General features: G+C 71.5%; 21 protein-coding genes, 1 tRNA gene and 2 pseudogenes. 9 read left to right on the forward strand and 15 right to left on the reverse strand.

What is annotated here, in order from left to right; translation table 11 throughout:
- Window positions 1-11: 11 nt before the first annotated feature.
- Window positions 12-230 (reverse strand): zinc ribbon domain-containing protein, encoded by a 219-nt coding sequence (locus tag ACIRPU_RS03380; RefSeq protein WP_057599835.1) that lies wholly within the window; start codon window positions 228-230, stop codon window positions 12-14.
- A 285-nt stretch (window positions 231-515) separates the two neighbouring features.
- Between ACIRPU_RS03380 and ACIRPU_RS03385 the strand changes: the two genes are divergently transcribed.
- The 3 genes from ACIRPU_RS03385 (at window position 516) to ACIRPU_RS03395 (ending at window position 5,357) form a co-directional block, all read left to right on the forward strand.
- Window positions 516-2,744: a transglycosylase domain-containing protein gene (locus ACIRPU_RS03385; RefSeq protein WP_403860990.1), complete on the forward strand. Its 2,229-nt coding sequence runs from the start codon at window positions 516-518 to the stop codon at window positions 2,742-2,744.
- A 49-nt stretch (window positions 2,745-2,793) separates the two neighbouring features.
- Window positions 2,794-4,086, forward strand: a complete 1,293-nt coding sequence (locus ACIRPU_RS03390) for a hypothetical protein (protein ID WP_403860993.1) — start codon at window positions 2,794-2,796, stop codon at window positions 4,084-4,086.
- Window positions 4,087-4,184: 98 nt separating this feature from the next.
- Window positions 4,185-5,357, forward strand: coding sequence for an amidase domain-containing protein (locus ACIRPU_RS03395; RefSeq protein WP_403860996.1), 1,173 nt, complete (start codon window positions 4,185-4,187; stop codon window positions 5,355-5,357).
- A 16-nt stretch (window positions 5,358-5,373) separates the two neighbouring features.
- On the opposite strand, the pseudogene ACIRPU_RS03400 reads toward ACIRPU_RS03395, so the two are convergent.
- The 3 genes and pseudogenes from ACIRPU_RS03400 to ACIRPU_RS03410 all read right to left on the reverse strand — a co-directional run.
- Window positions 5,374-5,874 (reverse strand): annotated as a pseudogene (locus ACIRPU_RS03400) (DUF4383 domain-containing protein); the annotation flags it as partial.
- A gap of 108 nt (window positions 5,875-5,982) precedes the next feature.
- Window positions 5,983-7,377 carry a hypothetical protein gene (locus tag ACIRPU_RS03405; protein WP_403860999.1) on the reverse strand — a complete coding sequence of 465 codons (1,395 nt, stop codon included), beginning with the start codon at window positions 7,375-7,377 and terminating at the stop codon, window positions 5,983-5,985.
- Between the two features lie 74 nt (window positions 7,378-7,451).
- Window positions 7,452-8,225 (reverse strand): DUF4097 family beta strand repeat-containing protein, encoded by a 774-nt coding sequence (locus tag ACIRPU_RS03410; protein WP_403861002.1) that lies wholly within the window; start codon window positions 8,223-8,225, stop codon window positions 7,452-7,454.
- A 159-nt stretch (window positions 8,226-8,384) separates the two neighbouring features.
- On the opposite strand from ACIRPU_RS03410, the gene ACIRPU_RS03415 reads away from it, so the two are divergent.
- Window positions 8,385-8,459, forward strand: a tRNA-Val gene (locus ACIRPU_RS03415).
- Between the two features lie 183 nt (window positions 8,460-8,642).
- Here the strand turns inward: ACIRPU_RS03415 and ACIRPU_RS03420 are convergent.
- From ACIRPU_RS03420 to ACIRPU_RS03430, 3 genes are all read right to left on the reverse strand, one after another.
- On the reverse strand, window positions 8,643-8,987 hold the full coding sequence (locus ACIRPU_RS03420) for a hypothetical protein (protein WP_403861005.1): 345 nt from the start codon (window positions 8,985-8,987) through the stop codon (window positions 8,643-8,645).
- Window positions 8,988-9,065: 78 nt separating this feature from the next.
- Window positions 9,066-9,923 carry a serine hydrolase domain-containing protein gene (locus tag ACIRPU_RS03425; RefSeq protein WP_403861008.1) on the reverse strand — a complete coding sequence of 286 codons (858 nt, stop codon included), beginning with the start codon at window positions 9,921-9,923 and terminating at the stop codon, window positions 9,066-9,068.
- A gap of 8 nt (window positions 9,924-9,931) precedes the next feature.
- Entirely contained in the window at window positions 9,932-10,342 is a 411-nt protein-coding gene (locus ACIRPU_RS03430; protein WP_403861011.1) for a thiol-disulfide oxidoreductase DCC family protein, read from the reverse strand.
- A 112-nt stretch (window positions 10,343-10,454) separates the two neighbouring features.
- On the opposite strand from ACIRPU_RS03430, the gene ACIRPU_RS03435 reads away from it, so the two are divergent.
- A complete protein-coding gene (locus ACIRPU_RS03435) occupies window positions 10,455-10,994 on the forward strand; it encodes a GNAT family N-acetyltransferase (RefSeq protein WP_403861014.1) in 540 nt (179 codons plus the stop codon).
- Here the strand turns inward: ACIRPU_RS03435 and ACIRPU_RS03440 are convergent.
- Entirely contained in the window at window positions 10,984-11,889 is a 906-nt protein-coding gene (locus ACIRPU_RS03440) for a ketopantoate reductase family protein (RefSeq protein ID WP_403861017.1), read from the reverse strand. The genes ACIRPU_RS03435 and ACIRPU_RS03440 overlap by 11 nt on opposite strands.
- A 98-nt stretch (window positions 11,890-11,987) precedes the next feature.
- Here ACIRPU_RS03440 and ACIRPU_RS03445 point away from each other — a divergent pair, with 98 nt between their 5' ends.
- Entirely contained in the window at window positions 11,988-12,224 is a 237-nt protein-coding gene (locus ACIRPU_RS03445) for a DUF2277 domain-containing protein (protein WP_385560139.1), read from the forward strand.
- A 104-nt stretch (window positions 12,225-12,328) separates the two neighbouring features.
- On the opposite strand, the gene ACIRPU_RS03450 is transcribed toward ACIRPU_RS03445, so the two are convergent.
- From ACIRPU_RS03450 to ACIRPU_RS03470, 5 genes and pseudogenes are all read right to left on the reverse strand, one after another.
- Entirely contained in the window at window positions 12,329-12,943 is a 615-nt protein-coding gene (locus tag ACIRPU_RS03450) for a DedA family protein (RefSeq protein WP_385560136.1), read from the reverse strand.
- Window positions 12,944-13,179: 236 nt separating this feature from the next.
- The gene (locus ACIRPU_RS03455; protein WP_355708357.1) at window positions 13,180-13,635 is read right to left on the reverse strand and encodes a DoxX family protein; all 456 of its coding nucleotides are present in this window, start codon (window positions 13,633-13,635) and stop codon (window positions 13,180-13,182) included.
- Window positions 13,636-13,738: 103 nt separating this feature from the next.
- Window positions 13,739-14,053 (reverse strand): annotated as a pseudogene (locus ACIRPU_RS03460) (FAD-binding protein); the annotation flags it as partial.
- The gene (locus ACIRPU_RS03465; protein ID WP_403861022.1) at window positions 14,023-15,672 is read right to left on the reverse strand and encodes an alkaline phosphatase D family protein; all 1,650 of its coding nucleotides are present in this window, start codon (window positions 15,670-15,672) and stop codon (window positions 14,023-14,025) included. The gene ACIRPU_RS03465 and the pseudogene ACIRPU_RS03460, both read right to left, overlap by 31 nt.
- 78 nt (window positions 15,673-15,750) lie before the next feature.
- Window positions 15,751-16,395: an HNH endonuclease family protein gene (locus tag ACIRPU_RS03470; RefSeq protein ID WP_355708353.1), complete on the reverse strand. Its 645-nt coding sequence runs from the start codon at window positions 16,393-16,395 to the stop codon at window positions 15,751-15,753.
- A gap of 377 nt (window positions 16,396-16,772) precedes the next feature.
- Between ACIRPU_RS03470 and ACIRPU_RS03475 the strand changes: the two genes are divergently transcribed.
- Both ACIRPU_RS03475 and ACIRPU_RS03480 read left to right on the forward strand, forming a co-directional pair.
- Window positions 16,773-17,354, forward strand: a complete 582-nt coding sequence (locus ACIRPU_RS03475; protein WP_403861025.1) for a TMEM165/GDT1 family protein — start codon at window positions 16,773-16,775, stop codon at window positions 17,352-17,354.
- A 152-nt stretch (window positions 17,355-17,506) separates the two neighbouring features.
- Complete coding sequence (locus tag ACIRPU_RS03480) at window positions 17,507-18,154, forward strand: HAD-IA family hydrolase (protein ID WP_403861028.1); 648 nt, start codon at window positions 17,507-17,509, stop codon at window positions 18,152-18,154.
- A gap of 29 nt (window positions 18,155-18,183) precedes the next feature.
- Here ACIRPU_RS03480 and ACIRPU_RS03485 read toward each other — a convergent pair whose 3' ends face one another.
- Window positions 18,184-19,362: a peptidoglycan-binding protein gene (locus ACIRPU_RS03485; protein WP_403861031.1), complete on the reverse strand. Its 1,179-nt coding sequence runs from the start codon at window positions 19,360-19,362 to the stop codon at window positions 18,184-18,186.
- 171 nt (window positions 19,363-19,533) lie between these two features.
- Between ACIRPU_RS03485 and ACIRPU_RS03490 the strand changes: the two genes are divergently transcribed.
- Window positions 19,534-21,579, forward strand: a complete 2,046-nt coding sequence (locus ACIRPU_RS03490) for a DHA2 family efflux MFS transporter permease subunit (protein ID WP_403861034.1) — start codon at window positions 19,534-19,536, stop codon at window positions 21,577-21,579.
- Here the strand turns inward: ACIRPU_RS03490 and ACIRPU_RS03495 are convergent.
- On the reverse strand, window positions 21,572-22,087 hold the full coding sequence (locus tag ACIRPU_RS03495; RefSeq protein ID WP_403861037.1) for a GNAT family N-acetyltransferase: 516 nt from the start codon (window positions 22,085-22,087) through the stop codon (window positions 21,572-21,574). The two genes, ACIRPU_RS03490 and ACIRPU_RS03495, sit on opposite strands and share 8 nt — an antisense overlap.
- Window positions 22,088-22,245: the final 158 nt, after the last annotated feature.

Genomic DNA, 22,245 nt, shown 5'->3' on the forward strand with positions numbered 1-22,245 from the left:
CCGGGCGGCGGTCAGCCGCAGCAACCGCCGCCGCAGCATCCGCCGCCGCCTCCGCCGCCCGCCTTGGGCGCGGGGGCGGACTTCGTGCCGCCCACGGCCACCGTGGAGAGCAGTTTGACGGTGTCGTCGTGGCCCGCGGGGCAGTCGGCGGGGTCGGCGGACTGTGCCATCGGGCGGCTGAGTTCGAAGGTGTCGCCGCAGGTCCGGCAGCGGTACTCGTAGCGAGGCATGGCGTCAGACTAAGCCCCTATGCTCGGAGGTGGTGTCAGCAGTTTCACCTCTGTTCACTTCTGTCGATTTCTTCTGTGGAGAATTTGCGAAGAGCGCTGGTAATTTGAGGGCGCCGCATTGAACTCCATGGTCGGGAGGGTTCAAGGTTTGCGGCCGCGTCAACGGCAACCATGTCAGGCCCTCGTCAGTCTGTACGTCTGCCTGCGAGCAATACGGAGTGCGGAGGGAGACGCGTCGTGAGCGAGGCGGGGCAGGGGGATAAGCCCCAAGAGCCGGATGAAACCATGCAGTTGAAGCTCCCGCCGTCATTTCGGGCGGACGAGACCATGCAGCTGCGGGTATCGGATATACCGGCGATGCCGGATATGCCCGGAAGCGAGAACAGGGATAAGGGCGAAGGTGAGGGTGGCGAAAAACCGCGCTCGTCGAAAAATCCCCGAAAAGCGCCCCGTCCTTCCATATTTGTCCGGGTTTCCTCGTTTCTGGCTCCTCGACTCGCCCCGCTCCTCGCCGTTCTGGCCCCGTATGTGGCTCGTATCACGCCCTACGCCCGCAAGCTGCGCCCGCAGTACCCGCGCCCGGGCCGTACCGACTGGCGGCGCTGGATACCCTCCTGGCGGCAGTGGCTCGGCGGCGTCCTCACGTCCATAGGCCTGAGCAGCATGCTCCTGGTCGTCGCCTACGCGGCCACCGACGTCCCGGACAACATCAACTCGTACGCCACCCAGCAGGACAACGTGTACTTCTGGGCCGACGGGACGCCGATGGCCCGCACCGGCTGGGTGCAGCGGCAGGCGATGCCGCTGAAGGACATCCCCGAGGACGTCCGCTGGGCGGTGCTGGCCGCCGAGAACGCCAGTTTCTACAGCGACCCCGGCATCTCCTTCAAGGGCATCAGCCGCGCCCTGTTCCGCACCATCGGCCAGGGCGACACCCAGGGTGGCTCCACGATCACCCAGCAGTACGTGAAGAACGTCTACCTGAACCAGAACCAGACGGTCAGCCGCAAGTTCACCGAGGCCATGATCGCCCTCAAGCTCGACAACCAGATGAGCAAGGACGACATCCTCGAGGGCTACCTCAACACCAGCTGGTTCGGCCGCGGCACCTACGGCATCCAGCGCGCCGCCCAGGCCTACTACGGCAAGGACGTCGGCGAACTCAACGCCAGCGAAGCCGCGTTCCTCGCCTCCCTGCTCAAGGGCGCGGGCCTGTACGACCCGACCCTGAACTCGGCCAACCGGGCCCGGGCCGTGGAACGCTGGTCATGGACCCTGGACCGGATGGTCGACATCGGCAAACTGTCGAAGGCCGAGCGCGCCAAGTACACGAAGTTCCCCGAGCCGCTCAAGTCCAACCCGCTCTACGACACCGGTGAGCAGAGCGACTACCTGGTGGAACTCGCCTCCCAGTACGCCAAGAAGTCCGGGAACATCTCCGACAAGGACTTCGACCTGGGCGGCTACCAGATCTACACGACCTTCGACAAGAAGCGCCAGACGCAGCTCACCGACGCCGTCACCAAGGCCCGCAAGAAGGCCCTGGAGGACGACCCGAAGAACGCGAAGACCGCGCACTACGGCGCCTCCTCAGTGGCCTCCGACGGGCGGATCCTCGCCGTCTACGGCGGCGCCGACCACCGTACGCAGGGCTACAACGAGTCCAACGCCACCACCGTCTCGGCCGGCAGCGCGTTCCTGCCGTTCGTGTACGCCGCCGGCCTGGAGAACGGGATCCACACGACCCGCGACGGGGACACCACCCCGGTCACCGGGGAGACGCTGTACGACGGCGGCGACAAGGTGCCGGTGACGACGCCCGAGGGGCCGTACTGGGACCGCAGCGGCAAGGTGGTGGCCGCGAAGAACGACGACGGCGAGTCGTACGGGCAGATCTCCCTGCACCGGGCGCTGGAGCTGTCGGTGAACACGCCGTTCATGCAGCTCGGCATGGACACCGGGCTCGACAAGGTGCGGGCCACCGCCGAGAAGTCCGGGCTGCTCTCCTCCAGCATCGGGGCGCAGGTGCCCGCGCTGTCCATGGGCAGCTCCACGCCCAGCGCGATCCGCATGGCGAGCGGCTACGCCACCTTCGCCGCGGGCGGCAAGCACACCGAGCCGTACTCGGTGCGCCTGATCACCAAGAACGGCACCAAGGTCGTCCTGGACACCCCGGCCGTCGACCGGGCGTTCGGCGCCGACGTGGCCGAGGAGGTCAACTCCGCGCTCGCGGACTCCTTCCGTACCGCCCACCCGGACGACGTGCCCGCCTCGCAGCGGGCGGCGGCCCGGGCCGGCTCGCTCGGTCAGGTGGCCGGGAAGGCGGGCACCACCCAGGACGACACCGCGGCCTGGTACGTCGGCACGGCCAAGGCCGTGTCCACGGCGGTCGTCGTCTACCGCATCGACCTCGGCAAGAGTCTCCAACCGCTTCCACTGAAGGGCATCGCCGGCACGACCGACGACAGCGTTCCGTACGGCATCTGGTCAGGTGCCATGAGCCCGCTCGGCTGACCACCGACACGGGCACCCGCGTCCCCGAAATCCGGAGAATGATCCGCACATGAAGTCACCGTCGGGCCGCCGCCGCAAGGCTCCGGCAACGCGCGCAACGCGCCACCCCGCCACCACGCACCCGGGGTTCCTGACGCTTGCGGCGCTGCTCGTCGTCGCGTCCCTGGTGGCCGGCTACCTGGTGCTCAACAGCACGACGAACACCACGCCGACCGCGTCCTCGGGGGAGAACAAGAAGGCGTCGGCGGGGGCCACCAAGGAGCCGGAGTGGGACGGCAAGACGCATGTCCTGGGGGACGGCTCCACCTCGTACACGGGACCGCAGACGCAGCAGTTGAAAGCGGTTCCACTCAAGCCGGGGGAGAAGCCGCCCCAGTTCGTGGTCTTCTCCTGGGACGGCGCGCTCATGGGCGACGACGGCCTCTTCGAGCACTACCGGAAGATGGCCGAGGAGTACAACGCCCACATGACCTTCTTCCTCACCGGCATCTACCTGCTGCCCAAGAGCAAGAAGGACCTGTACTCCCCGCCCCAGCACCCCAAGGGCACGGCGGCCATCAGCTTCCCCACCGACGAGCACATCCGCACCACGCTGGAGCAGCTCGGCGAGGCGTGGAAGGAGGGGAACGAGATCGGCACCCACTTCAACGGCCACTTCTGCGGCGCCAAGGGCGGCGGAGACTGGAGCGTCGAGGAGTGGAAGAGCGAGATCGACCAGTTCTACTCCTTCGTGGAGAACTGGAAGACCAACACCGGCTACAAGGACATCGACCCGCTGCCCTTCGACTTCAAGAAGGCGGTCGTCGGCGGCCGCGCGCCCTGCCTGGAGGGCCAGGCGAACCTGCTGAAGGCCGCCAAGAGCTACGGCTGGCGCTACGACGCCAGCTCCACCGGTGACTTCCAGATCTGGCCGACGAAGAAGAACGGCCTCTGGGACTTCCCGCTGCAACTGCTGCCCTACGACGGCGGCAAGTACCAGGGCCTGTCCATGGACTTCAACTTCCTCTACAACCAGTCCGACGGCGAGGTCGACGGCGACTCGGCCCAGTACCCGACGTGGGAGCAGGAGACCGTCGACGCCTACATGGCCGGCTTCAACCGCGTGTACTACGGCAGCCGCGCCCCCCTGTTCATCGGCAACCACTTCGAGGAGTGGAACGGCGGCATCTACATGAAGTCCGTCGACCAGGTCATCGAGAACGTGTGCACCAAGAAGGACGTCAAGTGCGTGTCCTTCCAGGAGTTGGCCGACTGGATGGACGTGCAGACGCCGGCGACGCTCGAGCGGCTGCGCACCCTGGACCCGGCGCAGAATCCGGACTGGTCGACCGTCGTGAAGTAACCAAACCTCAACCGAGTCCCCTCTTCACAACGGCCACACACGCCATGCAAAGATGCCCTTCCCGGCATCCCTCCGCCGGGGCAAGAGGGGAAACATCCGTGAAGTCAAGGAAATTGAGCGCGACTCGCCGCCGCGTCGCGATACTCGGGGCAGCCGCCACCTCGGTCGTCGCCGGAGTGGCGCTGCTGCCCAACTGGTCCGCCGGTGCCGCCGTGGTCGACGACCCCAAGGTGGACGCCCGGACCAAGGCCACGTTCCAGCGGCTGGCGGACGCGGTCTTCACCGACCGCACCGACGCCCTGGTCGCCGGCAAGCAGGGCGACCGGAAGAAGCCGCTGACCGACGGTTTCTCCGGTGACGTCAAGCTGTCCTCCGGCACGGCCCGCACCGAGGACGCCGCCCTGTCCACGCTGGGCGACCGCAAGGACAAGCTGGCGAAGGCCGGCGAGAAGTACAGCAAGGCCAGCACCATCGTCACCCTGAACGCCACGCGGGTGACCGGCCGTACCGCCAAGGCCGCGGTCACCGAGAGCACGACACTGACCTACCAGAAGGTCAGCGGCGACGAGCCGAAGAGCACCGGCTTCGAGGCCCAGCACGAGCTGACGTTCAAGGCCGACCAGCAGGGCAACTGGCAGCTCACGGACATCCGCGACACCGACCAGGGCGGTCTCGCGGTGAACGCGCTCACCAAGCCGACGTCCGTCAAGGCGGCCACGACGGCGGACGACACCATGCCGAACGCCGCGCGCGCGGCGACCACCCGCAATCCGGTCGCCGTCCCGAAGACCGGCACCGCCTTCGACTACAAGGCGATGGCGGCCTACGCCGAGAAGTACTGGAACGTCTACAACAAGGACTACCCGGACTACAACGGCCACGGCGCCGGCGGCGACTGCACCAACTTCGTCAGCCAGTCCCTCAAGGCGGGCGGCTGGAAGCACGTCCCCGGCTACGTGTACGACTACACCAAGTGGTTCGGCAACGCCGACATCCAGTCCGACTCGTTCGTCGGCGTCAACGAGTGGTCCTGGTTCGCCCAGAACTCCAAGCGGACCACCGCGCTCGCCAACGTCTACCAGCTCGAGGTCGGCGACGTCCTCCAGATGGACTTCGACCGCGACGGGTCCAAGGACCACACGATGATCGTCACCGCCAAGAGCGGCGGCGTGCCGTACGTGACCTACCACTCGAACAACACCCTGCGCAGGTCGGTGGCGAGCCTCGTCTCGTCGTACCCGACCGCGTACTTCTACGCCTACCGCACCTGATCCGGCCGGCCCGTCACTCCTGGGGGTGGCGGGCCCGCCAGTACGGGTTGTCGTGCGGCAGGGCGGACCCCACCCTGCCGTACATCCCGAAGACGAGCAGCAGGATCCCGATCACGAAGCTGAGCATGCAGTTCTGGATCTTGAAGGCCAGGAAGTTGTAGTCCGTCTCCAGCAGCGCCATGTTCACGAAGCCGCTGAGGACGAAGAGGACGCCCAGCACCATGTTCAGCGTGGACGCGAAGTTCCCGCCGATCACCATGCCCACGAGCAGCAGCAGCCCGACGGCGATCGACAGCCAGCTGAGCGCCCCGTTGGTGTTGAGGCTCCACACCTCGTCCCCGCCGGTGTCGAAGAAGCCGATGCTGTGGACGATCCCGAAGATCCCGAAGACGATCAGACCCAGGCCCATCAGCCCGGCGCCGATCCGGTAGACCAGGTTCAGATGGTGGTCGACCGGCAGATGCTCGTCGAAATTGATCCGCCGCCTGGACCGGCCGTGCACTGCGTGTGTGGCCATCTCCGCCTCCCTGAGGGTGGATGCGCCGATGGAGGTCGTACGTACCTTCGATATCCGCCCGCCGGGCGCGTACCTTCAATATCCGCCCACCGGGCGTCCGGGGCAATGTCAGTGCCCCGTGCCGCGCTCCTCACGGATCCCGGCCACCACGTCCGCCACCGCATGCCGGACGGCCTCCGTCTCGGTCAGGAAGTGCCAGTAGTCGGGGTGCCGGCCCTCCAGCGTGGCGATCGCCCGATCCAGCCGGGCCACCGAGTCGTCCAGCGGGCGCGCGTGCCGGGGGTCGGGGGTGTTGCGCCCCGCCATCGCCAGCCGCTGGGCGTCCCGGATCGCGAACCGGGATCGGTCGATCTCCGCCTGCGGATCCTTCTGTACGGCGTTCAGCCTGGTCAGCCGGTCACCGGCGGCCGAGACGGCCTCGTCCGTGCTGTTCAGCAGGGCGCGCACCGTCGACAGCAGCGCGGTGGCGTCCGGCCAGCGCTGCGCGTCCCGCGCGCCACGCGCCTCGTCGAGCTTCGCCTCGGCCTGCGCCACGTTCTCCCCGGCCTGGTCCGGGACGTGCTGGAGGTCCTGCCAGCAGGCGGCCGAGAACCGCCGCCGCAGCTCGCTCAGGATCGGCTCCACCTGCCCCGAGCGGGTCGTCAGCGCCTGGGCGCGGGTACGCAGCGAGACGAGCCGGTGGTCGATCTCGGCGGCCCGCTCCGGCAGCCGCTCCGCCTCCACCCGGACCGCCTCGGCCTCCCGCGCCACCCGCTCCGCCCGCTCCAGCGTCTGCGGCACGCCGTGCTGGCCCGCGCCCTGGTTCAGCTTCGTCAGCTCGGGCGCCAGCGCCGCCAGCCGCGCCGCGAGAGCGTCCGCCCGCAGCCCGCTCTCCCGTACGGCGTCCAGCGCGTTCGAGGCCGCCAGCAGCGCCTGCCGGGCCCGCTCCACGGCGGGCGCGAGGCGGGCCAGCTGGGTCTCGGCCTTGCCGAGCAGCGGGCCCAGCCCGTCGGCGAACCGGTCCAGCTCCTGCTTGACGCGGCCCAGCTCGTCCTTGGCGCGGGTCAGCTCGGTGCGCGCCTGGGCGGCCGCCGAGGCCTCCAGGTCGTCCCGGTCGAGGTCATGGGCGTCGACGGCGTCGATGTACTGGTGGCTGGCCTCGTCGATCCGCCTGCCGACGGCCTCGAAGTCGGAGACGGCGCGCCGGGCGGCCGGCGTGTCGTCCACGGCCCTGATCGTCTCGATCGAGATCCGCAGGTCGCGCTGGGCGGTGTCCAGCTCGTAGAAGGCGGCCGCCGCCGCGTCCTTGGCGGCCTGGGCCTCGGCCCGCTGTCCCTCCGCCCGCCCGCCGAACCAGCGCCGGGTGCCGCCGCCGGCGAACGCGGCGGGCAGCGCGAGGGCGGCCACGAGGGGGAGGGCGACGAGGGTGAGGGTGTCCCGGAGCGCGTGCGGTCCCCGGTGTGCACGGCGGCGCTGTGCGCGCGGCACCAACGGCGAATACGGCTGCGCTGGTGTCGCCGTCACATCCCTCTCCCGTGCTGTGATCCGCCCTGCCCGGTGTCATTCTCCCACCGGTTAAGGACGAACACACGGGCCCGTTAGTTCGCGTTCCTGACAGTGACTTTGCCGTCGGCGGTGCGGGCGTTCACGACGTGCGTGCTGGACTCGTCGCGCGGTACGGACACGTCCACCCCGCCGTCGTCGGTCTTCGTGGTCACCCGGTAGGTCGCGTCGGGCAATGTGATCGTCACCGATCCGTCGTCGCTGACGGACTCCACCCGGTCCGGTACGGCGGCCAGCGTCAGGCGGACCGAGCCGTCGGCGGTGCGCGCGTCCACCGTGCGGGAGGCGACCTCGGCGCGTACGGAGCCGTCGTCGCTGCGCAGTTCCAGCGGTCCGCTCGAGTCGGTGACGTGCACGGAGCCGTCCTCGGTGCGCACGCTCAGCGCGTCCCGGAAGCCCCGTGCCCGGACGCTGCCGTCGTCGCTCCCGACCTTCACCGCGACGCCCCGGGGCACCTCGATGCGGTGCTTGGCGGCGCAGTCGGCGACCACTCCGGAGCAGCGCAGGCGCAACGTCAGCCGGTCGTCCTTCATCGACCAGGTCACCTTGGGCTCCTTGCCGATGGTGACCGACCCCTGGAACCACCGGGTGACGTCGACCTTGCCCGCCTCGGCCGTGTCCGACGCGACGATCTCGAGCGCCGAGTCGTCGGAGTCGATGGTGAGCGTGCGGCCCTGAAGGGCGAAGGCGCGGTGATCGGGATGCTCGTCGTCGGCGGCGGAGGCGCCGCAGGCGGTCGTGCCTGCGGCCAGGGCAACGACGGCCCCGGTGGCGAGGACCGCGCGGACCGAAAGTGACGTACGTGCCATGGTGATCTCCCCCTGGGCTGCTTGGCGTTGCCCTGACGACACTAGGGAGCCGCCGGCCTCCGCAGGATCCGGGAGGCGCCCGGATCCGGGGTGGGGCTAGCCCCCGGATACGGGTTTGCCGGGCACCGCCCAGGGCAATGTAGGCTGTCGACTCGTCCCGGGTGCGTAGCTCAGGGGTAGAGCGCCTGCCTTACAAGCAGGATGTCGGCGGTTCGAAACCGTCCGCGCCCACCAGGTGAGGGAAAGGGCCTCCGGAGAGATCCGGGGGCCCTTTCGCATGTCCCGTGTCGCATGCTCCCTGTCCCGCGTCGCGTGTCCCGCGAGTCCCGCGAGTCCCGCGTGGTCCGGGTGGTCCGGGTGGTCCGCGTGTCCCGCGAGTCCCGGGTGCGGGTGTCCCGGGGGCGGCGCAGGCCGGTGCTAGGCGCCGTGCCCCGGTGGGGTCCCGTGCGTGTGCTTGAGGCTCATGCGGGCCGCCACCCGGTCCGGGACCGCGACCTCCGCCCAGAAGCGGTGGCAGGACACGAACACCGCGAGCTCGTGCTCCCGCTGCCGGAGCTTCTCCACCTCGGCCTGCTCGTCGGCCGTCCAGCCGGGGGACGCGGGGCGCTCGGTCTTGCGCCAGCCGGTGTCGTCGCTGAAGCCGTCCAGGGGCTCGACCGACCAGGGAAGCCGCTTCAGCAGTGCCGACAGCTCGGCCCTGACCTGATGCAGCTCCTCCTGACCGGCGCGCAGGTCGCTCGGAAAGTCATAGGTCGTAGCCACGCGGCAATGGTACGCCTGTTCGAATTTGAGTGGCGAGCTCCTCGGGGGTGTTCCTGTGAACGTATGTTCGATTGCGTCTCAGGAGTCGCCGGTGTCCGCGGTGTCCGTCCGGCTCCGTTCGAGGAGCTCGACGCCCAGCCGGTCCGTGCCCTCCGGGTCGGCGTTGAGGCGGTGGACGACCACCCAACCGCCGTCCGCCGTGGCCCCGGTGAAGAGCGAGGCGTGGCGCGTCGCCCCGTTGTGCCAGCGCAGCGGACCGGTCGTCACCCAGGTGGGCGCGGGATCCCCCAGCCGGCGCTCCACCAGCAGCCGTACGACCAGGTCGGCCACCGCGCGGGGCGTGGCCCACAGCCCGCCCGCCGGGAGCATCGCGCCGTCCATCGTCCACGGCCTGCGCCCCCTGCCGAACAGGCCCGGGGCCGGCAGTCGGCGCGCCGGAACCGGGCGGGCGGTCATCTCCGTGACGTCCAGCGGACGCAGCACGTACGCGGTCACCAGTTCCTCGTAGGTCGTCCCGGCCGCGGCGGCCAGGGCCGCGCCGAGGACGGCGTACCCGAGGTTGGAGTACTCCTCCTCCCGGCCCGGGGGACGGGTGGCGAGCGTGTCCAGCCGGGGGAGGAGCGCGTGCAGCGCGGAGCGGTCGAACGCCGCGTACGGGTCCCGGGGCGGGAGGCGGCCGGGTGGCAGCCGCGGGAGGCCGGAGGTGTGCCGGGCCAGGTGCAGGAGGGTGATCCCGGTCGCGGGGGCCTCCGGGAGCCACCGTTCGAGCGGGTCGTCGAGGGCGAGCACCCCGGCCGAGGCCATCCGGATCAGCGCCGTGCCCGTGACGACCTTGGTGAGCGAGCCGATCTCGACGTAGCGGTCGACGGCGTGACCGTCGGCGAGGGCGGGCGGGCCCGTGGGGGTGAGGACGCAGGTCGGGACGCGACGACGCACGAGGGGGCTCACTCGCCGCGCGGCGGGACCGCGCACGCCGGGGTGGCACCGGGCAGGCGGTGGCGGTTGCGCGACACCCAGCGGTAGACCACGCGGGCGCAGTCCCGGACGCCGGGCAGCCGCAGGACGGCGGAGAGCGTGCGGTACCCGGCGGACGGCGAGGTGCCGAGCCAGCGGGCCAGTGCGTCGGCCCCGCCCGCGAGGACCGTGCCGCCGCGCAGCAACAACACCTCCCGGTCCAGCCGTTCGAGATGCGGCGCGGTCGACTCGGCCGGCAGGAACTGCCAGGGAACCGCTTGCAGCGTCGGTGCGGCGAGGTCGCGGATGCGGTCGACGGACGTCTGGCAGAAGCCGCAGTCCCCGTCGTAGGCGAGTACCGGGGGCGCGGAGCGCGGGCCGTGCGGAGCGGGGCTGATCACTGGTGTCCCTTCACCCCCCACCCGGGGTGGGGGCGCTGGCTGGTTCCTCCCCGCAGCCTCGCACGGCGGCGGGCCACCGCCGGTGTCGGACCCTGGCCCTAGGGTGACGCGCATGAATGAACGGGACGTGGAACAGGTGCGGTTGGTGCCCTGGTCCGAGGGCGACTTCTGGCTGCTGCGGCGGACCAACAGCCCCGAGATGACGGAGCATCTGGGCGGGCCGGAGAGCGAGGAGAAACTCGCCGACCGGCACCGGCGCTATGTCGAGCCGTTCGCCGGGCGCATGTACCGGGTCACGCTCGCGGAGTCCGGGGAGACCGTCGGCTCGATCGGGTACTGGGAGCGCGAGTGGCAGGGCGAGCGGGTGTGGGAGACGGGCTGGGGGATCCTGCCCGAGTTCCAGGGCCGAGGGCTCGCCGCGACGGCGGCGCGGGCGCTCGTCGACGTCGTACGGCAGCGGGCCGGAAACGGCGGCCCCCCGACCCTGCACGCGTTCCCCGAGGCGGAGCACGCCGCCTCCAACGGGGTCTGCCGCAAGGCCGGGTTCACCCTGCGCGGGCAGGTCGACTTCGAGTACCCGAAAGGGAACCCGATCAGATCCAACGACTGGTGGGTCGACCTGCGCACCGGGCCCGCCGCCGCTACGGGGTAGCGTCCGCCAGCTCGCGCACCAGGCGCGCGGCCACCGGCACCGCGACCCCGTGCCGCTCGGCCGCGCGCAGCAGTCCCCCGCCGATCGCGTCGAGTTCGAGGGGCCGCCCCGCCTCGGCGTCACGCTGCATGGAGGACCTGGTGGCAGGGGCGAAGGAGTCGTAGCGTGCGAGCGCCCGGGCCGGGTCGGCGGGGGCGCCGCAGGCACGGCTGACGGCGGCGGTCTCCTCGACCAGGGCGGTCAGTTCCTCGCGGTGCCGGGTGCGGATCTCGCCCAGCGGCAGACCGTGCCGGGTGGTGAGCAGGGCGAAGGGCGCGAGGAAGGCCATCTTCGCCCACAGGGCGGCCGTCTCGTCCGGCACGACGCGGACGGCCGGACCGGCCGCCCCCAGCGCTCGCGCCAGCGCGTCCAGGCGCGGGCGCGGCACGGCGTCGCCCGCCAGGTCGATCTCCGCGAAGCCGCTCCCGTGCTCGATCACACCCGGCGCGACCCGGGTCGACTCGACCCGGACGACGGCCGGGGCGACCCGGTCCGGGCGGTACCGGGCGCGCAGGACCGCCGGGTGCTCGACGCCGTTCAGGAAAGGCACGAGGAGGGTGTGCGCGCCGAGTGCCGAGGCGGGGACCCGGGCCAGGGCCGCGTCGAGGGCGGTGTGCTTGACGGTGATCAGCACCGCGTCGACGGGCGCGCGCAGCGCGGTGTCCGCCGCGACCTCGGCCGTGAAGTCGCCGAACGGCGTGCTGCGGACGCGGATGCCGTCGGCGCGCAGGGACGCGGCCGTCGCCTCGCCGGCCAGGCAGGTCACCCGGTGTCCCGCGCGCGACAGCAGGGCCGCGAGCAGGCCGCCCACCCCGCCGGGACCGAGCACGGCGACGCTGAGTATGTCGTTGGTCATGTTCTGTTGTCCCTCTCGTCGGTCGGCCCCGCGGGTGCGGTGGCCGCCTCGGAGGTGATCATGGCACGGGGGCGGGGCGCCGGGGGAGACTGGGAGACATGTGCCGAAGCATCAAGACGCTGCGTCCCCCCGCCCTGCCCGAGAAGGCGACGGAGGACGATGTGCGCGCCGCAGCCCTTCAGTACGTCCGTAAGGTGTCCGGTTTCCGGGCGCCGGCCGAGCACAACCGGGAGGTGTTCGAGCGAGCGGTCGAGGTCATCGCCGCGGCCACGGCGGAGTTGCTGGACGGGCTGGAGGTGCGCGGGGCCGGCCGGGGCGCGGAAGCCCGCACCTAGGTCCTGTCGTTCGGATCATGCCGCGCGTCGCGGGGTGCGGCACGCCACCTGCGGCGTTGTCGTCGGTCTCCGATTTCCACCGGGCGCCCGGCGCCGGTCGCGTCCTACGCCGTCGGCTGCCGTCGCATGACGTACGCCGCGCCGGCCCCCGCACCGAACAGCGCGAGCAGCGACACCCCGGTCGCCAGCCATGTCGTGCCCAGCCAGTGCGCGCCGAAGTAGCCGAGGGCGGCGCTGTAGCCCGCCCAGGAGAGGCCGGCCAGGGCGGACCAGGGGAGGAACTCGCGGGGGCGGCGATGGGCGGCGCCCGCGATGAGCGAGACGACGGAACGGCCGGCGGGGGCGAAGCGGGCCAGGACGACCAGGGCGCCGCCGCCCCGGGCCAGCGCCTCGCCGAGACGTTCCTGCGCGGTGGTCAGCCGGCGGGAGCGGGAGATCGCCCGGTCCAGGCGCTCACCGCCGCGCCAGGCCAGCCGGTAGGCCACCAGGTCGCCCAGCACCGAGGCGGTCGTCGCGGACAGGATCAGGACCATGATGTCCGGAACGTCGTGCGGGACCTGGCCGGTCGCCGCGCCCGAGCCCGCCGCCGCGGCCGTCGCCGCAGTGATGACGAGCACTCCGCTGGGCAGGACCGGCAGGAACACGTCGAGGAGGACCGACAGGCCCACCACCGCGTAGATCCATGGGCTGCCCAGCAAGGCCCCCACACTTTCCAACACCACTGACTCCCCGTGTCTCCCCCGTGACGGACGACCGTGCCGCTGTGTCGCGGGGGAGCGGCAGGTGCGGCCAATGCCAGCCATACAGCGTACGCCTGGGGTGTGACAGTGGATTCACGGGGGGCTCGTGTGTTCGGCACAGCACCTTCACGCGGGGCGCGCACATGCTGATCCGCGGTCACCCGGGCGTCGGAAGAGCCCGGGTGACCGCGGATCACGGCGCCGTCGGAACGAGGTCAGGCGGAAACCGTGGCCTTTCGTGCCGCGGGCTCCCGCTCGGTGGCCGGGCGGCCGGCGAACAGGCGGTCCAGGCCGAGGGCGCCGGAACCGGTGAACACCAGCAGCAGGAAGGCCCAGCAGAACATCGCGGAGGCCTCGCCGCCGTTCTGGATCGGCCACAGGGCGCTCGGCTGGTGCACGTCGAAGTAGGCGTACGCCATGGAGCCCGAGGCCAGGAACGCGGCGGCCCGGGTGCCGAGGCCGAGCAGCACCAGGCTGCCGCAGACGAGTTGGATGGCGGCCGCGTACCAGCCGGGCCAGGCGCCGGCGTCGAGCGTGCCGCCGTCGGTGCCGGCGGCGCCGCCGAGGACGCCGAAGAGCGAGGCGGCGCCGTGGCAGGCGAAGAGCAGGCCTACGACGATGCGGAAGAGGCCGACCGCGTACGGCTGTGCGGTGTTGAGGCGAGCGGACATGGTGGGGGGTGCTCCTTCGGTGTCGGTCGGGCCGGTCCCGGATGGGGGAAGGACCGGTCGGTGGGGGCGGCGGTACCGAATGAGCGACACACGTTAGGCGTACCTAATCGATGCTTGCAAGTTCAACTTTTAGCCACGACTCGGGTTCCGTACGGGGTTCCGGTCGGTGTTCCGTTCGCGGTTCCGGCCGGGGCTCCGCCTGGGCTTCCGCCTGGGGTTCGACCTCCCGGACCGCCGTGCGGAGAGCGGCTCTCGCCACCGCGTCCGCATCCGAGAGTGTGACCGAATCCACCCCTGGGCGGGCACCCGCCGCGGTGACCCAGTGCACCCCCTCCGTGGGCACCCCGAAGGCCAACCGCCGTGCGTGCGGCCGACCTTGACGATCGATCAGGTGGGGGTCAGGTCGGACTCCCGCACCGTCGTCAGCGACCCGTCGTCCTGCGCCTGCTCCAGCCGCAGCCGGGCCGAACGCCCGCGCAGGGTGAGGAACATGAGCTGGTTGCCGAACCACGGCCCGCCCTTCTTGCGCCAGCCGACGGGCGGCCGGGGACAGCGGCCGTGCCGACGCAGACGGCGGCCGAGCGCCCGGGCCACGGCGCTCCAGCCGAAGCGGAAGCCCACCCGGATCGACGGCGGGACCGAGTTGTGCACGGGGGAGCAGGTGAGCTGGAGCACCCGCGCGTCGGGGCCGTCGCCCTCGTGCCAGTACGGCTCGGCCACGTACGCGTGGTGCACGTCCCCGGAGAGCACGAGCACGCTCGCCGGCGCCCCCGTCCCCGTTCCCGTCTCGGCGATCAGCTCCGCCAGTGCGGCGAAGGAATCGGGGAAGGCCGCCCAGTGTTCCAGATCCGCCCCCCGCCGCACCTTCTCGCCGATACGGGCCCAGCGCGCCCCGCGCTCGCCCCGGCACAGCGCCGCGTCCCACTCCTCGGCGTCGTGCACCAGATGCGGCAGCAGCCAGGGCAGCGAGGTGCCGATCAGGAGGTGGTCGTAGGAGCCGGGACCGTCGTGGGTCTGTTCGCGCAGCCACGTCCACTCGCCCGGGTGGAGCATCGAGCGCTCGCCCTCGTCGAGGACCCGCGCCGCCCTGCTGTCGACCATCAGCAGCCGCACCCGCCCGAAGTCGCGCCGGTAGCTCCACCGCACGGACGCCGGGTCCGCGTCGGCACGGCAGGCGAAGGCGCGCAGTGCGTCGGTGCCGTCGGGGGCCTCGCGCACGGCGGCGTAGAGCGGGTCGGTGGCCAGCTCGGCCGGGGAGAGGTTCCCGAGGTGCTGGTGCACCCAGTACGACATCAGGCCGCTCAGCAGCCGCTCGCGCCACCAGGGGGTGGCCCGCATGTCGGCCAGCCAGGAGGCGGAGGTGTTCCAGTCGTCGATGACGTCATGGTCGTCGAAGACCATGCAGCTGGGCACGGTGGACAGCAGCCAGCGCACCTCGGGGTCGAGCCAGGACTCGTAGTAGAGCCAGGTGTACTCCTCGAAGTCCGCGACCTCGGCGCCCGGTGCGTCGGTGAGGCCGCGCCGGGCGGAGATGCGCTCCTTGGTCGCGTCGGAGACCTCGTCGGCGTACACCTGGTCGCCGAGGAGCAGCAGTACGTCGGGCCGTTCGGCCGTCGGATCGGCGGCGAGGCACGCGGCCAGGCTGTCGAGGGCGTCGGGACCCACGGGGTCGTGCCCGCCGGCCGGGGGCGCCGCCCAGCGGCAGGAGCCGAACGCCACCCGGACCTCGTCGCCGTCGCCGTCGGCGCCGACCGCGGCGGGGGTGCGGATCTCCGAGGGCGGGAAGTCGGAGTCGGGCAGCGGCCACACGCGGGCGCCGTCGAGGAGCACCTCGTACGCCGTGGCCGTGCCCGCCGTCAGGCCCGTCACCTGGACGAGGGCGTAGTGGTGGCCCGCCACCTGGAAGGTGTGGGCGGTGCCGCCCGCGCCGTCCGCGCAGCGCACCTCGGTGGCGCACGGGCGGCTCGCCTCGACCCATACGGTCGCCGTCGAGCCGTCGGCGTATCTCAGTAGTGGTCCCAGCCGCAGTTCGGCCACGCGATCGCCCTCCTCCGTCGCCCCGTACGGTACGGAACGACGGAGGGGAGTGGCGAGATCCCTGCGGTCACGAGTCGATCAGCAGCTCGCGAGGTAGCTGGTGAGCGCGCTCTTCTCGGCGGAGTCGACCGCGAGGTTGTAGTAGTACTTCACCTGCACCCAGGCGCGGACGTAGGTGCAGCGGTACGAGGTGACCGACGGCATCCACTCGGCCGGGTCCTGGTCGCTCTTGGACTGGTTCACGTTGTCCGTGACGGCGATCAGCTGCGGGCGGGTGACGTCGTTGGCGAAGGCCTGGCGCTGGGCGGTGGTCCAGGCACTGGCCCCGGAGTCCCAGGCCTCGGCGAGCGGCACCATGTGGTCGATGTCGAGGTCGGAGGCGGCGGTCCAGGTGGCGCCGTCGTACGGGGAGTACCAGCTGCCGCTGGTGGCGGTGCAGGCGGAGTTGGTGACGACGTTCGTACCGTCCCGCTTGAGGATGTACTCACGCGTGTTGCACGTGCCGCTGATGGTGATCCAGGTGGGGAACAGGTCGCGGTCGTACCCGGTGCGGCTCTCGGTCTTCACCGTGAGCGAGGCGAGGTAGGTGCGGGCGGTGGCGGCGCTCACCGGGGTGGGGAGCGCGGCGGAGGCGGTCGGGGAGTTGAGAAGCCCGACCGAGGCTATGAGGCCGGTGAGGGCGGCGACTATGCTCAGCCGTCCACGCGCGTAGAACTTCGACATGCGAACTCCATGGGGGAGGCGGGGTGTTGGAGCGCGAGCGAGGGAATGCTCGCGGCCGCACATTGCGGGGAGATGTGCGTCCGGTTAGAAGCTAGTGACACGTACATGACACGACAAGGTTTATGGCAGAACGATCTCGTACAATGGGGAGCGCAGAAGGGGAGTAGCTCTTCGCCGGACCGTCGACATACTGCTCAGCTCGTCTGAGCCGGCGCCCGGAGGCAGACCCGTCACAGGGCCGGCCAGCGAGACCTTCGGCAAGCAGTGCACATCCGTGCCCCTCGGCACGGATGACATGTGTGCTGCCGTGCCGAGGTGTCTTTTCTCCTGAACGCTCAGGACTCTCGGCGGGGCGGCCCCCGACCGATTGAGGAATCTTGATCAGCATCACCGTGACGGCGCTCGTCTTCGGCGTCGTCTTCCTGGCGGAACTACCGGACAAGACCGCGCTCGCCGGCCTCGTCCTCGGCACCCGCTACCGCGCCTCCTACGTCTTCGCCGGAGTCGCCGCCGCCTTCACGCTGCATGTCGTGCTGGCCGTCGCGGCGGGCAGTGTGCTGACCCTGCTCCCGCAGCAGCTCGTGCACGCGCTGACCGGTGTGCTGTTCCTGGGCGGCGCGGCGGTGCTGCTGCTGAAGAAGGACGAGGGCGAGGAGGAGGTCCGGCGGCCGGAGAACCAGTCCTTCTGGAAGGTCGCGGGCGCGGGCTTCATGCTGATCCTCGTCGCCGAGTTCGGCGACCTCACCCAGATCATGACGGCGAACCTCGCCGCCCGCTACGACGATCCGCTCTCGGTCGGACTGGGTGCGGTGCTGGCGCTGTGGGCGGTGGCCGGGCTCGGCATCGTCGGCGGAAAGGCGCTGATGAAGCGGGTGCCGCTGAAGCTGATCACGCAGGTCGCGGCGCTGCTGATGCTGGCGCTCGGGGTGTGGAGCCTGTGGGAGGCGATCGCCGGCTGAGCTGAACGGCGGGTGAACGCTCCCGGGCACTTCGTGGCCGGGGTGGCGGTGGACCCGACTTGTTTTGTACCGTAGAGAAACAAAGTGGCTCCCGTCCGTTTTCCCTGACCGGCGGGCGGGGCCGCCTTGTCTCTTCCTACCTGGAGCTGCTGATGCCGGTCCTGACCGCCCGCGCCCTCCTGCTCGACATGGACGGCACCCTCGTGAACTCCGACGCCGTCGTGGAGCGGGTCTGGCGGCGCTGGGCCGACGCGCACGGGCTCGACGGGGACGAGGTCATGAAGGTCGTCCACGGCCGGCAGGGATACGCCTCGATGGCCGTACTGCTGCCCACCCGGCCGGTGCACCTCAACCACGCGGACAACGCGCGGATGCTGGCCGAGGAGACCGCCGACATGGACGGCGTCGTGCCGGTGCCCGGCGCGCCGGAGTTCCTCGCCTCCGTGTCGGGCGTCCCGCACGCGCTGGTCACCTCGGCGGACGTCCCGCTGTCGACGGCCCGGATGGCCGCGGCCGGACTGGCGCTTCCGGACGTGCGCGTCACCGCCGAGTCGGTGGGCGCGAGCAAGCCGGACCCCGAGGGCTTCCTGAAGGGCGCGGCCGAGCTGGGGATCGCCCCGGCCGACTGCGTGGTGTTCGAGGACTCCGGGGCGGGCATCGCGGCCGGCCGGGCCGCCGGGATGCGGGTCGTGGGAGTGGGACCGCGCGCGGCGGCGCACGGACCCGACGTGCTGGTCCGTGATCTGCGGCAGGTGCGGGTCGAACCGGACGCGTCCGGGGTGCGGATCCACTGTGCGTGAGGCCCGGCGGGGCGCGTGGTCCCGCGGGTCTACGGTTCCGTCGTCTCCGACTCCAGGCGGGCCCGGGTCAGCGCCCCGTACACGCCCAGGCCGTCCTCCGTCGTGCCCCGGGACCACTGGTAGTTGCGCAGGGCGTCCTCGACCTCGGCGCTGAACGTGCCGTCGACCTCGCCGTTGTAGAGGAACAGCTGGCGCAGCCGCGACTGGAGTTCGGTCACCTCCGCGCCCTTGTCGCCACGCCGCAGGACGACCGCGTCGTCCGGGTCGTCGTCCTCGTTGTCGGCCCCGTTCCCGGGCGCCAGGGAGCCGGTCGCGCGGGCGGTGGGCGTGGTCAGGCCGGCCTCGGCCGACGGGGACGCCGAGGGCGAGGCGTTCGACTCCGACGCGGAGGGCGACGCGCTCTCGCTCTCGGAAGGCGACGGCGAGGCCTCGGAGGCCGACGGGGACGCGGAGCGACTCGGTGCCGCCGATGCCGAGGCCGCGCTGGTGGAGGCGTCCGGCACGGCCGCCCGCACATCCTCGGGAGTGGCCCCGTCCCGGGTCGGCTTCTCGTAGGTGAACAGCCCGGAGGCGAACCCGGCCGCCGCCACCACGGCCACGACAGCCGCGGTCGTCGCGACCAGCAGCGCGCGGCGACGGCGCGGGCGGTGCGGTTCCTCGTCGTCGGGGTGCGCGGTGCCGACGTCCGCCGCCTCGAACAGGCTCAGATCGGTCGTGCTGGGCTCGGAGGCGGACGACGCCAGGGGAGTGGGCAGCGCCGCCGTCATGTCCGGCGCCGGGCCGCCGGGGGGCACGGTGCGCAGGGGCATCGTCGCGTCGGCCGGAATAGCGGGAGCGGCCGGAATAGCGGGAGCGGCCGGAACGGCGGGAGCGGCCGGCACGGTCGGCAGCGGCATGGTCACGTCGGCCGGGCCGACGGAGCCCCTCGCCCCGGGCTCGCTCCCGAACGTGCCTGCGGGCTCGCCCCCGAACGTGTCCCCGGGCTCGCCCCCGGCCCCGGTTCCCAGCTCGACGTAGGGCCGTATGCGCAACGGATCGAAGTCCTCCGCGGCGGCCGCCTCCGTCGTGCGCGTGTCGCGCTGGGCCTCGGAGGCGCGCCGGGCGCAGGCGCAGGACGGGGTGTTGTCGAGCGCGCGGAGCACCCCGCACTCCGGGCACGGCAGCCCTTGCTGCCCCGAGCGCCCCTGGTGCCCCGTCGGATCGATCACGTGTTCGTCCCTCCCCATTCAAACTCCAGAGATTATGCAGATCCTTCACGCGCCCCGCCGCCCGCGACCCCCGGAATGTCGTATTCCGTCAGGGCGCAAGAGGACTCGAGAGGCCATAACGGGTCACACCGATCACGATGGAGGGGGTCACCACAGCCTCGGGAGGCATCCATGGTCTTGGACGCGCGCAGCAGGACGGCGGATCCGCGCGAGGAACACGTGTCCGGAAACGTTCTCGTCTCCATCGGCGCCCTCCTGCTCGGCATGCTGCTCGCCGCCCTGGACCAGACGATCGTGTCGACCGCCCTCCCCACGATCGTCAGCGACCTCGGTGGTATGGAGCACCTGTCATGGGTGGTCACCGCGTATCTGCTGGCGTCGACGGCCGCGACCCCGCTGTGGGGCAAACTCGGTGACCAGTACGGGCGCAAGAGGCTGTTCCAGATCGCGATCGTCATCTTCCTGATCGGTTCGGCGCTGTGCGGAATGGCGCAAAACATGCCGCAGCTGATCGCCTTCCGCGCACTCCAGGGCCTGGGCGGCGGCGGCCTGATGGTGCTGTCGATGGCGATCGTCGGCGACCTCGTCCCGCCGCGCGACCGCGGTCGCTACCAGGGCCTGTTCGGCGCGGTGTTCGGCGCCACCAGTGTTCTCGGCCCGCTGCTGGGCGGCCTGTTCACCGAGCATCTGAGCTGGCGCTGGGTGTTCTACGTCAACCTGCCCGTCGGCGTCGTCGCCCTCGCCGTCATCGCGGCCGTCCTGCACATCCCGCGCAAGTCGACGAAGCACGTCATCGACTACCTCGGCACCTTCCTCATCGCCGCGGTCGCCACCTGCCTGGTCCTGGTGGCGTCGCTCGGCGGCACCACGTGGGACTGGGACTCGCCGCAGATCGTCGGCCTGGCGGTGCTGGGCGTGCTCCTGGCCGTGGCGTTCGTGGCCGCGGAACGGCGGGCGGCCGAACCGGTGCTCCCCCTGAAACTGTTCCGCATCCGCACCTTCACCCTCTCCGCGGTGATCAGCTTCATCGTCGGGTTCGCGATGTTCGGCGCGATGACGTACCTGCCGACCTTCCTCCAGGTGGTGCAGGGCGTCTCGCCGACCCTGTCCGGCGTGCACATGCTGCCGATGGTGGCCGGCCTGCTGCTGGCGTCCACCGCCTCCGGGCAGATCGTCAGCCGCACCGGCCGCTGGAAGGTGTTCCCGGTCGCGGGCACCGGCATCACCACGCTCGGCCTGCTCCTCCTGCACCGGCTCGACGAGCACAGCTCCACGGGCGCGATGAGCGCCTGCTTCCTCGTGTTCGGTCTCGGCCTCGGCCTGGTCATGCAGGTGCTGGTGCTGATCGTGCAGAACGCCGTCGCGTACGAGGACCTCGGCGTCGCCACCTCCGGCGCGACCTTCTTCCGCTCGATCGGCGCCTCCTTCGGCGTCGCGATCTTCGGCACGATCTTCTCCAGCCGCCTCGGCGACAAGCTCACGGACGCCTACCGGGGCGAGCGTCTCCCGTCCGGGGTCTCGGTGGACGCACTCGAGTCCGACCCGCGCGGCATCGCCGAGCTGCCGTCCACGCTGCGGCCGCAGGCCCTGGACGCCTACGCGTCCGCCATCACCGACGTCTTCCTGTACGCCGCCCCCGTCGCCCTCGTCGGCTTCGTCCTGGCGTGGTTCCTCAAGGAGGACCCGCTGCGCGGCTCGGTCACCGCGCCCGACGTGACGGAGACCCTCGCCAGCAACCCGGTGGAACGGTCCTCGTACGACGAGGTGTGCCGGGCGCTGTCCGTCCTCGGCACCCGCGAGGGCCGCCGCGAGATCTACCGGAAGATCACCGCCCGGGCCGGCCAGGACCTCCTTCCGGCGTCGAGCTGGCTGCTGCTGCGGATCAAACGCTGCGGCAGCGTCGAGCCGGCGATGCTGGCCGAGCGCACGACCGTCCCGCTACCGGCGATCATCGAGGCCGTCCGTCAGGTCGAGGGGGGCGGGCTCGCCGTGCGGGAGGGCCTCGACATGGTGCTGACCGAGGAGGGCCGCGCGGTAGCCGACCGGCTCGCCGAGGTCCGCGAGGAGTCCCTCGCCGAGCTGCTCGGCGACTGGTGGGGCCCGGACCGGCCCACCGACCTGGTCCAGCTCGTCAGGGAACTGAACAGCGAGCTGTGCGGCTCGGACCGGGAACAGCCGTACGACGGGCGGGTGATGCCCGACCACCGGCTCACCTGAGGTCCTGGCCGAGCGACTTGCCGAACCAGTGATCGGCGTACGGGTCCGCGTTGTGCGGCTCGGTCTCCGCGTAGCCCAGCCGGGCGTACAGGGCGCGGGCCTCGACGAGGTCGCCGCGGGTGTCCAGGATCATCCGGGTGGCGCCGAGCGCGCGGGCGGCGTCCTCGGCGCCCCGGACGAGGAGCGCCGCGCCGCCCCGGCCGCGCAGCTCCGCCCGGACGAACACCCGGGTGAGCTCGGCGGTCCCGGCGTCCCGTAGCCGTACGCCCGCGGTGCCGGCCGGCTCACCGCCGTACCGCCCCACGAGCAACCGGCCGCCGGGCGGGGCGAGTTCGACGCCGGTGTGGGCGGCGATCTCCCGATCCAGCTCCACCGGGTCGGTCCTGCGCCCCTCGTGCAGCAGGTAGTAACGGTCGCTGACCTCGGTGTAGTACGCCCGCCAGAGGGCGCGGGCGGCCGGCGCGTCGAAGGGTTCGGCGGTGATGGTCCAGGTCGGCGACGTCGTCATACGGACATGGTCCGAAGGCAGTCGGCGGGTTGGCAACCGGATAACCGATAAGCGGCGGCGACCTCGTTCCGGGAATTCCCCGAGGAGTTCGGCGGGGGCGGTGCGCAGAACCGTTTGGGAGGGGCGGCCCGGGCAACCCGACCTGTGAACCGGCCCGT

Origin of the sequence: Streptomyces sp. NPDC102259 (genome assembly GCF_044766465.1) — a bacterium.
In the GTDB taxonomy this organism is placed as follows: domain Bacteria; phylum Actinomycetota; class Actinomycetes; order Streptomycetales; family Streptomycetaceae; genus Streptomyces.